The sequence below is a fragment of the Burkholderia sp. Tr-862 genome, assembly GCF_011753085.1.
In the GTDB taxonomy this organism is placed as follows: domain Bacteria; phylum Pseudomonadota; class Gammaproteobacteria; order Burkholderiales; family Burkholderiaceae; genus Burkholderia; species Burkholderia ambifaria.
On record NZ_VWWG01000189.1, the window covers coordinates 1 to 11,602 of the forward strand.

The following is an 11,602-nucleotide window of genomic DNA, read 5'->3' on the forward strand; positions in this document are numbered from 1 at the left end:
CGATGCGCTCGCGCATCGCCGAACCGCGCCCGTGCGATTTCGCGCACGGCGTCGATCAGCGTCCGCGCGACGGGCGTCGGTTGCGCATCGGTGCGCAGCACGAGCCCGACCGGCTCGTCGGTGCCCGCGGACGGCAGCGGCAGGCGCGCGAGCGCACCGGCCGACAGGTCGTATTCGGCCGCATAGAGCGGCACGAACCAGACCGCGTCGTTCTCGAGCGTGAGTGCGCGGGCGACCGACACCGACAGCACCTCGATGAACGAATCCAGCGGCGGCGCGCCGCATGCGCCGAGCAGTTGCTCGGCCGACTGGCGGATCAGCGTGCCGAACGGCGGCAACACGACCGGATAGCGCGCGAGTTCGGCGGCCGGTGCGGTGCTGGCCAGCAGCGGATGCCCGGCGCGCACCACCGCGACGAGCGGCTCGTTGTACAGCTGCTCGAACGCGAGCCCGATCATTCGCTCCGGCTCCGACAGGCGCCCGATCGCGCATTCGATCGCGCCCGCCTTCAGCCGCTCCAGCAACTCGGCGTTCGCGGCCGTCGCGATCCGCACGACGATGCGCGGCCAGCGTGCGGCCAGCGCCTTCATCAGCGCGGGCGCGAGCGAGGCCGCAACGGTCGGCAGCATGCCGATCTCGAGCGTCGCCGCGGCCGCTCCGCCCTCGCGCGCGAGCAGCCCGACGCCCTGCCGCAGCGCCAGCACGCACGCGTTCGCATGGGGGATGAACAGCTGCGCTTCGCGGGTCGGCTGCGCGCCGTGTCGCCCGCGCTCGAACAGCTTCACGCCGAGGATCGACTCCAGTTCGGCGATCGTCTTCGACACGGCCGGCTGCGTGATCGACAGGCTTTCGGCCGCCTTCTGCACGCCGCCCAGCTGCGCGACCGCGAGAAAACACTGCAGGTGCCGGAATTTGACGCGGCCGTCGGCGATACGGTTATTCATAACGAACGGTTATGCGAGTGATGACGTTGTGCCATTTTGCATAACTTTCCGGAAAGGCCCAAGCATTCGGCGCAGGGTCACGCATGGCGCCGCAGCGCGTGGAATCCGGTCGGCTCCCAGATCCGCTTGGCGATCAGCAGGCCCGTGCCGCGCTTCTGCCCGAGCGGCGCGGACGACGACTCCGCGTGTAGCGCCGCCGCCTTGCTGCTGAGCCGCCGCAGTTCCTGCTCGAGTTCCGCGGCGGCCGCGTCGGTCAGCATCCCTTGCGAGAACGTCATCGTCTCGCCCGGGCCGTCGAAACGGCTGCCGAGAAAGTCGTCGAGCACGTGTGCATGGAAATAACGGCGGATCGGGCCGCCCGGCAGCCAGTCGAAATCGCGTGCGACGCGCACGCGAATCCGGTCGCCCGGCAGCAGCGCGATCACGTTCATCCGGTCGAGCATCAGCAGGTATTTGACGCACTCGGCCTGCGTCAGGCAATAGGCCGACACGATGTCCTGCACGGTCCAGTAATTGACCGCGCAAACGGCGACGAGCAGCAGCTTCTCGTCCGACACGAGCAGCGCCTCCTGCTGCTCGGTCAGCACGCGCAACCGCGGCGCGGATGCCGACGCCTCCTGCACGAGTTCGGCGAGCGTATAACCGAGCAGTTGCGCGATCTCCGCGACGCGCTCCAGCGTGAAGCGGCCGCTCGCGAACAGTCGCTTCACACTCGTCTCGGACACGTCGAGCGCGCGCGCGACGTCGCGATAGGTCATTCCCTGCGCCTTCAGCTGGCGCTTGAGCGTTTCGATGAGTTGGGCGGTCTCGGTCATGTTGGTATCGAAAAATGGTGCTCAAGGTCGGATATTAGGCTACTCAAGCATCCATACAAGCACTTTTGGATACTTGTCCGCATAATCCGCTCCGTCCTGTCACTGCCCGACGGAGCCACGATGAGCACCCGAACCGACACCACCGCCTTCGAACCGCATCCCACCGCGCCGCGCGACGCCCGCGACACGGACCGCACGCTGCCGCTCGCCACGGTGCGCACGCTGGCCGCCGGCGCGCACGTCGGGGATCTCGTGTTCATCCGCGTACCGGCCGGCGCGTTGCGCGACGCGGCAGGCAACGCAGGCACGTGGGCCGATCGCTTCGGCATCGTCGTCGATACGTCAGGCGACGAACCGTTGATCGCCGAGCCCGCGTTTGCACGGACGAAGCTCACGCCGCTGTCGCGCTTCATCGCCCGCGCCGACGGCGGACGCGTCGCGCTGGCTCGCCGCGTCGCGGCACCGACCGCCGACGCGCAGCGCACCGCGCACACGCTGGCCGAACAGCGGATCGACGCGCTGCTCGGCAGCCGCTTCAGCCTGCTCGCGCACCGCGGGTTCTGCGCGAACTACGTGGGCGACGTGCTCGGCGCCGAGCGTACCGCGACCCCGGCCGCGCTGCTGCGCAGCGGCACGCTGTCGCTCGAATTCGACGGGATCGTCTTCGATCCCGCCCGACCGTAACGAACGAAAGACAAACGACGAAAAACGAACGACCGGCACGCTCGGGGAGACCGGATAACAACAACAACGAAACACAAAAAATGCAGCGACGGGCTGGCTGGAGGGCCGTGCACGGAGTCGTCACCGACGACGCGAAGCCCGATCGCTTTTTCCGCCGGACAGGCCGCCTGTCCGGCGGATTTTCATTGGGGTCGCCGAACATAACGAACGGTTATGCGATTCGCTAAAAAAGGTCATTTTGCATAACTTTCCGGATTGGTTAAAGTCTTGCCATCCCCTTCGCGAAAAACCTGTCAGGAGACACCCGATGGATTCCCCCACGATCCTCACGCCGCGCGACTGGCCGTCGCATCCCGCGTATGTCCACCCCGAGTACCGTTCGTCGGTGAAGCGCGGCCCGACGCGCCCGATGATCCCGTTGAAGGAAAAGCTGCGCGACCAGTACGCGCCCGTCTACGGCGCCGAGGATCTCGGCGCGCTCGACCATGACCTGACGAAGAACGCCGTGAAGAACGGCGAGCCGCTCGGCGAGCGCATCGTCGTCACCGGCCGCGTGCTCGACGAAGGCGGCAAGCCCGTGCGCAACACGCTCGTCGAGGTATGGCAGGCGAACGCCGCCGGCCGCTACGTGCACAAGGTCGACCAGCACGACGCGCCGCTCGATCCGAACTTCCTCGGCGCGGGCCGCTGCCTGACCGATAACGAAGGCCGCTACCGCTTCCTGACGATCAAGCCCGGCGCCTATCCGTGGGGCAACCATCCGAACGCGTGGCGCCCGAATCACATCCACTTCTCGCTGTTCGGCGACTACTTCGGCTCGCGCCTCGTCACGCAGATGTACTTCCCCGGCGATCCGCTGCTCGCGTACGACCCGATCTTCCAGGGCACACCGGAAGCCGCGCGCGATCGCCTGATCTCGCGCTTCTCGATGGACATCACCGAAGAAGGCTATGCGCTCGGCTACGAATTCGACATCGTGCTGCGCGGCCGCGACGCTACCCCGATGGAGCGCTGAACCATGACGACGCTGAAGCAAACCCCTTCGCAGACGGTCGGCCCGTACTTCGCCTACGGCCTGTGCCCGCAGCAATACGATTACGACCTCAAGAGCCTGTTCACGCCGACGATCGCCACGCCGGACGCCGAAGGCGAGCACGTGCTGCTGGTCGGTCAGGTGTTCGACGGCGACGGCAACGTCGTCGGCGACGCGGTGCTCGAATTCACGCAGGTGGATGGCGCGGGCCGTTATCCCGCGTCGCGTGACGACATCGCGAAGTCCGGCTTCACGGGCTTCGCACGCGTCGGCACGGGCACCGATGCGCAGTACCGCTTCGTGGTCCCGACGGTGAAGCCGGGCCGCATCGCCGCCGACGAAGCGCCGCACATCAACGTGACCGTGATGATGCGGGGGATCCTGACCCACGCGTTCACCCGCGTGTATTTCGACGACGAAGCCGCGGCGAACGCGGCCGATCCGGTGCTGAACCTGGTGCCGGCCGAACGCCGTGCCACGCTCGTCGCGAAGCGCGATGCGCAGCCGGGCCGCCCCGTCGTGTACCGCTTCGACATCCGCATGCAGGGGCCGGACGAAACCGTGTTCTTCGACGTGTGACGCGCGAGCCGGCGCAAGCCGGCTGCTCGCACCGAACCGCCGTGTGGCGCGATACCGACAGGCATCGCGTCGCGCGGCGGTTTTTCGTTTTCGGGCGACAACATTCGATGTTGTGTCGCAGCACGCGCGCTGACCATGGCCGATGTCCTCGGTTGGCGGCCTCCGACCTCGGCGTCGAACGCGCGATTGAAACGCATGCTGCGGCGGCACATGAATCGTTGGCGGCACGCGATATCGTTCGCGCGTTATGCAGCGTATGCTTTGCTATCCGCGATACACCGATGGAATTGAATCGGGATAGGCAGCAATTTTCATGAATCAATGCGCGAACGCCGCCCCACCGGCTGGACGCGCATTTTTTCTGACCGAGTGCCTTTAAGCGCGCCTTACCGAATCCTGGCAGGCGCGTTTTTTTCGTGCGCGGCCGTCGCGTCCGCCGCGACTAGCGGCGAACCTCCAGATACCGGCTCGGCGTATCGCCGAGGATGCGGCGAAACGCCGACGTAAAGGCGCTCGCGCTCGCATAGCCGAGCTCGAACGCGACCCGCGTCACCGGCTGCCCGTCGCTCAGGCGGGTAATCGCCGCGAGCATGCAGACCTGCTGACGCCACGCGGCGAAACTTACGCCGGTCTGCGCGCGGAACAGCCGCGTAAACGTGCGCCGGCTCACGCCCGCATGGGTCGCCACCTGATCGAGATCGGCCGCGATTGATGGCGACGCGAACAGATGGCGGCAGATACTCGCGAGGCGCGCGTCGGCGGGCAGCGGCGCGTGCAGCGACAGCCGCGGCATCGTCGCGATTTCCGCGACCAGCAGCGCCATCAGCTTGCCCGCCCGGCCGTCGACGTCGTACATCGCCGGCAGGTCGATCGCATCGTCGATCAGTTGCCGCAACAGCGGCGACACGCCGTACACGCCGCACTGGTCCGGCAGCCCCGCGGCCCGGGCCGCGTCATCGGACACGAACGTGTTGAGCATCGTGACCGCCCCGGTCATCGTCATTTCGTGCCGCACGCCGGGCGGCACCCAGCATGCGCGCTGCGGCGGCACCAGCCAGCGGCCGTGCGGCGTCGACACGCTGATCGTGCCACGCGACGCGAACGCAAACTGCCCGCGCCCGTGCGCGTGCTCCGGAAACGTCGTGCCCGCCGCATAGTCGTTGGCGGTCACGACCACGCTACGGGGAATATGGTCGTAGGGATCTGGCAGCGTATTGCTCAAGGCCGGAATTCCATCATGAATGATCTGGTATCGAAGGCGGGTCACCTTCGATCGGTCTGAGATCCGCTCCACGCTTGTGCGACCGGACGGCCGCACGACCCGACGGCCCAATCGGCCGGATTGCGACTTCATCGGAGCGGAGATGCCCACTACGTTTCATCGTGTGGGGGACGGCCCCCACCCTGTTGCGCTGGTCACAGCGATGGCAGCGTTCCTGCTCGAAACGCCCGCCGGCCCTGCGTGACGCGCCGCGCATGGACGGCATCCGGTCGGCACGCATCACCGCAGCATGAACGACATCGCCGACAGGCTGTTCAGCGTGCGCACCACGTGCTCGACCGACGGCCCGTCAAAGCGCAACGTCACCGCATCGACGCGCTCGAGCGTCGGCAGCATGCCGAACAGATCGGCGAGCGCGGCCGTCTGCACGCGCAGCGTGCAAGCGGCCGGCGCAGGCCGATGCGCGGTTGCGCGCCAACCGGACGACAGCGCATGCGCGACCGTTTCGCGCGCGGCGGTCGCGATGCGTGCGCAGGACGCGGCCGGCGTGAGCGTGTCGCCGCTCGATGCGCCGCGGGCCGTCTTGACCGTCTCGAAACGCGCGTCCGGAAACAGCGGCCGGGTTTCCTCGGCGAACACGTCGTCGCCCGAGGCCAGCGCGACGTGCGCGCCGTATTCACGCGCCAACGCGCCGTACAGCCCGGCTTCGCCGAGTTCGATGCCGTTCAGCCACACCTGCGTGAACGCGAAGTTGTTGATCGTGTGCGCGAGCACGCCGTGCGTCTGCGATTTCGCGTGAAAGCCGATCATGAACACGAGATCGGGCTGCTGTTCGAGGCCCGCCATCATCCCGAGCGTGCGCGGCTTGCCGAGCACGACGCGCGCACGTGCATCGAGCCCGTCGGGCAGCAGATTGCGAAAGCCGCCATGCGAATCGTTGACCCAGACGGCCTGCGCGCCGCCCGCGAATGCGCCTTCGATCGCCGCATTCGCCTCGGCGGTCATCCAGCGGCGCGCACGTTCGTACTCCGGATTGCCGGCACGCGTCTGCTCGACGGCGAACACACCGGCGACGCCTTCGATGTCGGTCGAGATCAGGATTTTCATGATGGAATATGACGTCCTTCGTAGTCGTCGTTGAACAGGCGCTCGAGATCGGGCACCGCGTCGCGCAGCGATTGCCGCACGTGGCCGTCGCGCCCGACCACGGTCACGGCCTGCAGCAGCGCGTCGGCGATCGCATGCTCGACGCTTTCGGCCGCGGCCATGAACAGCGGATCGAGCGCCGCATCGGCGACGAGGGCCGGCAGCGCGACGCTCGACGCGTCGTGCGCGATCGTGTATGCGGTGGAAAATGCGAGCGCGATATCGCCGCTGCCGTGCCCGTAGACCGAACCGGTGCGGGCCAGGCCCGCACCCGCGCGGCGTGCAAGCCGCGACAGTTGCCGTGCGTCGAGCGGCGCATCGGTCGCGAGCAGCACGATGATCGAGCCTTGCTCGGGCGCCGCCGCCTGCGCGGCCGCGGTGGCGCGCCGCTGCGCGACGACGCGCCCAAGTGGCACGCGCGGCGGCCGCTTCGTCGCCCGCAACGCGTCCGCCGAAGCGCTCGACCTGACGCGAACCGGATGGCAGGTCGATCATGCGGCTCGCGCTCGTTCTGATGGGGGGCGGCGCCCGCGCCGCCTACCAGGTCGGCGTGCTGAAGGCGCTGGCCGAGATCGCGCGGGAGGCTGATCCGCATCGGCATACGGTGCCATTTACGGTCGTATGCGGCTCGTCGGCCGGTGCGATCAATGCAACGTCGATCGCGAGCCACGCGGACGATTTTTCGCACGGCGTGCGGCGGCTGCTCGAATTCTGGGAGCCGCTGCGCGCGGACTACGTGTATCGCACCGACTGGCTCGGCATCGCGGCGGCGGGCGCACGCTGGCTCGCGGCGATGACCTTCGGCTGGGCGGCACGCCGTTCGCCGCGCGGGCTGCTCGACAACGCGCCGCTCGCGCACCTGCTGCAGCGCGAGCTGAGTTTCCACCGGATCGAGCAGATGCTCGAGAGCCGGCTGCTGCATGCGCTCTCGATCACGGCGCTCAGCTATTCAAGCGGGCGGCATCTGACGTTCTACCAGGCCGCCGAGCCGATCCAGGCATGGCGGCGCGCGCAGCGCACCGCGCGGCTCGTCGACCTGTCGGCGTCGCACCTGCTCGCGTCGTCGGCCATTCCGTTCGTGTTCCCGGCCGTGCCGCTCGTGCTCGACGGACAGATCGAGTACTTCGGCGACGGGTCGATCCGGCAGGTCGCGCCGCTGTCGCCGGCGATCCACTTCGGCGCGAACCGGATCCTCGTGATCGGCGCGGCCGATCCGCGGCCCGAGATTCCCGCCGCGAACGGTTCGGGGCGGGTGCGCGGCTATCCGACGCTCGCGCAGATCGGCCAGCAGGTGCTTGCGAGCGTGTTTCTCGACTCGATCGGCGCGGACATCGAGCGCATCGAGCACATCAACCGGATGATCGAGCACCTGCCGCAGCAGGTCGAAGTGGACAGCGGGTGGCGGCACGTGGACGTGCTCGCGATCGCGCCGTCCGAGCGCATCGAGCTGATCGCCGCGAAACACCTGAAGGAGATGCCGGCGACGATGCGCGGGCTGCTCGGCGCGATCGGCGGCAGCCAGCCGGCCGGCGCGTCATTTGCGAGCTACCTGCTGTTCGAGGAGGCGTTCACGCGCGAGCTGATCGAGCTCGGCTACCGCGACGGGCGCGCGCAGCGCGACACGCTGGCGGACTGGATCGCCGGGGCCGATGGCTGCAGCGCGCCGACGACCGGCACGCCGCCGGACGGCGGCATCGCAACGGGCGAAATACGGGTCTGATGGGAGTCGGCTTCCCGGAAACGGAGTTGAAGCAGATGCGCCTTACAGATTGGTTGCGTTTTCGCGACGCCCACCCGCGACCGATTGCCGCACCGCCGTTGGCGGCGCACGACCGGGTCGGCGTCTCGGAACCGTCATGGGTGCGTGCTATCATGGCCGCCGCCGTATACACCATATCGAGCAGCCTGCCGTCCGGCAGCCGTACGGGTAACCCGTCCGGGAGCCGTGTGACGCCGGGGCCGGCTCGTCTACGAGCCGGCCTGCGCCGGCCCCCACATGAGGCACGCGCGGCCGGTTCCGTTCGAGCGGAGCGGGGCTGCGGCATGCCTCGAAGCGGCGGCGCGGCCGCCCGGCTGCCGGATGCGGAATCTGCGTCCGGCGGCTGGATTCCCGCGTAAAATTAGAGTCTTGGCTGCAAAAAAGCGCGCTCGCGCGCCTACGCGGCAACAGTCACGTTTAGAGAAGTCGCATTGCGCAGAACAGGGGTGGGACCATCATGAACACCATGCTTTATCCGGAACTTTACAGGTCGCTCGAAGCTGTCCGCTGGGACATGGAGAAGGACATTCCGTGGGACAAGTTCGACGCTTCGCTGCTCACCGACGAGCAGGCGAAGACGATCAAGATGAACGCGATCACCGAATGGTCGGCGCTGCCCGCGACGGAAATGTTCCTGCGCGACAACCAGCACGACAGCGACTTTTCCGCGTTCATGAGCGTGTGGTTCTTCGAGGAGCAGAAGCATTCGCTCGTGCTGATGGAATACCTGCGCCGGTTCCGGCCGGAAATGGTGCCGACCGAGGAAGAGCTGCACGCGGTGCGCTTCCAGTTCGATCCGGCGCCGCCGCTCGAGACGCTGATGCTGCACTTCTGCGGCGAGATCCGCCTGAACCACTGGTATCGCTGCGCGGCCGACTGGCACACCGAGCCGGTCATCAAGCACATCTACGAAACGATCTCGCGCGATGAAGCGCGCCATGGCGGCGCTTACCTGCGCTACATGAAGAAGGCGCTGAACAACTGCGGCGACGTCGCACGCGCGGCGTTCGCAAAGATCGGCGTGCTGATGGCGTCGGCGCGCCGCACCGAGAAGCCGCTGCACCCGACCAACCTGCACGTGAACCAGGCGCTGTTCCCGCGCGACACCGTGCAGTCGCGCCTGCCCGATCCGGAATGGCTCGAGCGCTGGCTCGACGAGCAGATCCGCTTCGACGGCGAGTGGGAAAAGAAGGTCGTCGACCGGATCCTGCACAACCTGTCGATCCTGTTCGAGCGCACGTTCGCGACCGCGCAGGAGCTGAACCGCTATCGCAAGGAAGTCACCGGCCGCCTGCAGTCCGAAAGCGGCCCGTCGTCGGCCGCGCAACCGGCCTGAGGCCGCGCGGCGGCGCAGCCGCCGTGATGCTCCGCCGGTTGCGATCGTCGCAGTGAACTCCTGCATGAAGCCCGCCCGGCCCTCCGGCGGGCTTTTTATTATCCGGCGCCGCCGCGTCTTGTCGCGACGCGCACTGCGCGCCGCTCACGCCATCCGAACTCCATCATGTCCGCTACCTTCGAACGCAAGCTGATCACCCGCGACGCCCTGGTTGCCCTGCGCGCTTCGCTGCCTTCGCCCGTCGTGTTCACGAACGGCGTGTTCGACATCCTGCACCGTGGCCACGTCACGTATCTCGCCGATGCAAAGGCGCTCGGCGCCTGCCTGATCGTCGGCGTGAACAGCGATGCGTCGGTGCGCATGCTCGGCAAGGGCGACGACCGTCCGATCAACCGCGAGGACGACCGGATGGCGCTGCTCGCGGCGCTGGAGAGCGTCGACTGGGTCGTGAAGTTCGAGGAAAAGACGCCGGTGTCGCTGATCGAGGCCGTCCGTCCGGACATCCTCGTGAAGGGTGGCGACTACGACATGGACGCGCTGCCGGAATCGGCCATCGTGCGCGGCTGGGGTGGTCGTGCGCTCGCGATTCCGTTCGCGCATGACCGCTCGACCACCGCGCTGCTGAAGAAGGTGCGCGCGCAGCAGTCCTGATGCGCGCGCCGCGCCGTCAGGGCGCGGATGCCGCGAGCGGCGCCGCCATGATGGCCGGCGCGGCGATCGGACCGCCGATCACGGGCTGATCGGTCGCCTGCGCGAGCGGCATCGCGTGCACTGCATCGGGCCGCACCTGCCGGGACAGCACGCCCGGTTCGCGTGCGCCGGCCGCCGGCGGCGGCCCGAACACGCCGCGCACCGCCACGAACGCGAGCAGGTTCGCGAGAAAGAGAACAGCGATCAGCCAGCGCAGCATCGTCGACACTCCTCGTCGTGATTCAGTCGTTCAACCGTTCAGTCGGGCTGGCCGCATGGCAGAGGTTGCCGTTGCAGCCGGCGATCGTTCGCGACGGCCGAGCCGCGTGGGCGGCCGGCTGCCTGCATGGGCGCACACACCGGCGCCCGTTTTTCCATCCTTGCCGTGACGAAGCACGCGGCCGGGCATCCGTCGACGCGGTCGGCGCGATGCCGGCCGGTTTTCGTCAATCCTGCGCCGCCGCGTCGGCGGCGATCAACGCAAGCCCCGACAGGATCAGCGCGTCGTGCCGCGTATGCGGCAGCGTCAGCGCGCGCGCGACGTCGTCCGCCGCCCCGCCTGCCAGCACGAGCCGCACGGGCGCCTGCCACGCATCGGCGAGATCGCGCCATGCGCGTTCGATCAGCCCGGCCTGCGCGTACAGGCAACCCGCCGACAGCGAGCGCGGCGTATCAACCTGGAACGGCTCGGCCTGCGCGCCGGCGAGCAGCCCGCTCGCGATGTCGGTGGTCAGGGTCGGCAACTGCGCGGTGTGCGTGCCGAGCGCGCGCATCATCAGCGCCCAGCCCGGCGCGATCAGCCCGCCGGTGAAGCGACCGTCCGCGCGTAGCGCTTCGAGCGTCGTCGCCGTGCCGAACGTCGCGATCAGAAGATGCTCGCCCGGAAACGCCGCACGTGCGCCGATCAAGCCGGCCCAGCGATCGCTGCCGAGCTGTTCGGGCGTCGTGTAGCCGTTCGTCACGCCGCATTGCGCGGGCCGCGAGCGGATCGTCGTGCGCGGCAGGCCCGGCCAGCGGGCGTCGAGCAGCGCGTCGATCCGTGCGGCCACGTCGGCGCCCGCGACGTTCGAGATCCATGCGCCATGCGGACGCGGCAGGGCCGACCAGTCGGGATCGGCGCCGCCGTCGCGCGTATGGCCGAACGCGCCCGTGTCGACGAGCGTGCGCCGCGCGTCGGCGAGCGCCCACTTGATCCGGCTGTTGCCGGCGTCGATCAGCAGATGCGGCTCGTTCATTGCGCTTCGCGCAGCGATACGTCGCCGGCCGCGATCGCCTGCACGCCGTCGGGCGTGTCGAGCAGCAGCTGGCCGGTCGCGTCGATGCCTGTCGCGATGCCGCGCGCGCGTTCGACGCCCTGTTCGAGCAGCACGACTTCGCGTCCGGCGTACGCGAAG

General features: G+C 68.4%; 12 protein-coding genes and 2 pseudogenes. 6 read left to right on the plus strand and 8 right to left on the minus strand.

The window, feature by feature from the left end; genetic code table 11:
* Together pcaQ and F3J14_RS30180 are read right to left on the minus strand one after the other, a co-directional pair.
* On the minus strand, positions 1-944 hold a 944-nt coding region (gene pcaQ / locus F3J14_RS30175; RefSeq protein WP_166726055.1), incomplete at its 3' end, for a pca operon transcription factor PcaQ.
* A gap of 77 nt (positions 945-1,021) precedes the next feature.
* Entirely contained in the window at positions 1,022-1,759 is a 738-nt protein-coding gene (locus tag F3J14_RS30180) for a helix-turn-helix transcriptional regulator (protein WP_124497961.1), read from the minus strand.
* A 120-nt stretch (positions 1,760-1,879) separates the two neighbouring features.
* On the opposite strand from F3J14_RS30180, the gene F3J14_RS30185 reads away from it, so the two are divergent.
* From F3J14_RS30185 to pcaG, 3 genes are all read left to right on the plus strand, one after another.
* Positions 1,880-2,443, plus strand: coding sequence for a YiiX/YebB-like N1pC/P60 family cysteine hydrolase (locus F3J14_RS30185; protein ID WP_166726056.1), 564 nt, complete (start codon positions 1,880-1,882; stop codon positions 2,441-2,443).
* A gap of 307 nt (positions 2,444-2,750) precedes the next feature.
* Positions 2,751-3,458 (plus strand): protocatechuate 3,4-dioxygenase subunit beta, encoded by a 708-nt coding sequence (gene pcaH / locus F3J14_RS30190; protein WP_006751197.1) that lies wholly within the window; start codon positions 2,751-2,753, stop codon positions 3,456-3,458.
* Between the two features lie 3 nt (positions 3,459-3,461).
* Positions 3,462-4,055, plus strand: coding sequence for a protocatechuate 3,4-dioxygenase subunit alpha (gene pcaG / locus F3J14_RS30195; protein ID WP_166726057.1), 594 nt, complete (start codon positions 3,462-3,464; stop codon positions 4,053-4,055).
* A gap of 442 nt (positions 4,056-4,497) precedes the next feature.
* On the opposite strand, the gene F3J14_RS30200 is transcribed toward pcaG, so the two are convergent.
* From F3J14_RS30200 to F3J14_RS30210, 3 genes and pseudogenes are all read right to left on the minus strand, one after another.
* Entirely contained in the window at positions 4,498-5,277 is a 780-nt protein-coding gene (locus tag F3J14_RS30200) for a helix-turn-helix transcriptional regulator (protein ID WP_166726058.1), read from the minus strand.
* 279 nt (positions 5,278-5,556) lie between these two features.
* On the minus strand, positions 5,557-6,384 hold the full coding sequence (locus F3J14_RS30205) for a M55 family metallopeptidase (RefSeq protein ID WP_166726059.1): 828 nt from the start codon (positions 6,382-6,384) through the stop codon (positions 5,557-5,559).
* Positions 6,381-6,839: pseudogene (locus F3J14_RS30210) on the minus strand (P1 family peptidase); the annotation flags it as partial. The gene F3J14_RS30205 and the pseudogene F3J14_RS30210, both read right to left, overlap by 4 nt.
* Positions 6,840-6,916: 77 nt before the next feature.
* On the opposite strand from F3J14_RS30210, the gene F3J14_RS30215 reads away from it, so the two are divergent.
* The 3 genes from F3J14_RS30215 (at position 6,917) to rfaE2 (ending at position 10,169) form a co-directional block, all read left to right on the plus strand.
* Positions 6,917-8,143: a patatin-like phospholipase family protein gene (locus F3J14_RS30215; protein ID WP_166726060.1), complete on the plus strand. Its 1,227-nt coding sequence runs from the start codon at positions 6,917-6,919 to the stop codon at positions 8,141-8,143.
* 496 nt (positions 8,144-8,639) lie between these two features.
* Positions 8,640-9,518 (plus strand): hypothetical protein, encoded by an 879-nt coding sequence (locus F3J14_RS30220; RefSeq protein ID WP_006755359.1) that lies wholly within the window; start codon positions 8,640-8,642, stop codon positions 9,516-9,518.
* A 165-nt stretch (positions 9,519-9,683) separates the two neighbouring features.
* Positions 9,684-10,169: a D-glycero-beta-D-manno-heptose 1-phosphate adenylyltransferase gene (gene rfaE2, locus F3J14_RS30225; RefSeq protein WP_105787132.1), complete on the plus strand. Its 486-nt coding sequence runs from the start codon at positions 9,684-9,686 to the stop codon at positions 10,167-10,169.
* A 16-nt stretch (positions 10,170-10,185) separates the two neighbouring features.
* Here the strand turns inward: rfaE2 and F3J14_RS30230 are convergent, their stop codons facing one another.
* The 3 genes and pseudogenes from F3J14_RS30230 to F3J14_RS30240 all read right to left on the minus strand — a co-directional run.
* Complete coding sequence (locus F3J14_RS30230; protein ID WP_166726061.1) at positions 10,186-10,428, minus strand: hypothetical protein; 243 nt, start codon at positions 10,426-10,428, stop codon at positions 10,186-10,188.
* Positions 10,429-10,654: 226 nt separating this feature from the next.
* Positions 10,655-11,443: a type III pantothenate kinase gene (locus tag F3J14_RS30235; protein ID WP_166726062.1), complete on the minus strand. Its 789-nt coding sequence runs from the start codon at positions 11,441-11,443 to the stop codon at positions 10,655-10,657.
* Positions 11,440-11,602: pseudogene (locus F3J14_RS30240) on the minus strand (biotin--[acetyl-CoA-carboxylase] ligase); the annotation flags it as partial. The gene F3J14_RS30235 and the pseudogene F3J14_RS30240, both read right to left, overlap by 4 nt.

Coding starts and splice junctions, on each gene's coding strand:
- F3J14_RS30180 (WP_124497961.1), bottom strand. CDS start 1,759: ATGACCGAGACCGCCCAACTCATCGAAACGCTCAAGCGCCAGCTGAAG.
- F3J14_RS30185 (WP_166726056.1), top strand. CDS start 1,880: ATGAGCACCCGAACCGACACCACCGCCTTCGAACCGCATCCCACCGCG.
- pcaH (WP_006751197.1), top strand. CDS start 2,751: ATGGATTCCCCCACGATCCTCACGCCGCGCGACTGGCCGTCGCATCCC.
- pcaG (WP_166726057.1), top strand. CDS start 3,462: ATGACGACGCTGAAGCAAACCCCTTCGCAGACGGTCGGCCCGTACTTC.
- F3J14_RS30205 (WP_166726059.1), bottom strand. CDS start 6,384: ATGAAAATCCTGATCTCGACCGACATCGAAGGCGTCGCCGGTGTGTTC.
- F3J14_RS30215 (WP_166726060.1), top strand. CDS start 6,917: ATGCGGCTCGCGCTCGTTCTGATGGGGGGCGGCGCCCGCGCCGCCTAC.
- F3J14_RS30220 (WP_006755359.1), top strand. CDS start 8,640: ATGAACACCATGCTTTATCCGGAACTTTACAGGTCGCTCGAAGCTGTC.
- rfaE2 (WP_105787132.1), top strand. CDS start 9,684: ATGTCCGCTACCTTCGAACGCAAGCTGATCACCCGCGACGCCCTGGTT.
- F3J14_RS30230 (WP_166726061.1), bottom strand. CDS start 10,428: ATGCTGCGCTGGCTGATCGCTGTTCTCTTTCTCGCGAACCTGCTCGCG.
- F3J14_RS30235 (WP_166726062.1), bottom strand. CDS start 11,443: ATGAACGAGCCGCATCTGCTGATCGACGCCGGCAACAGCCGGATCAAG.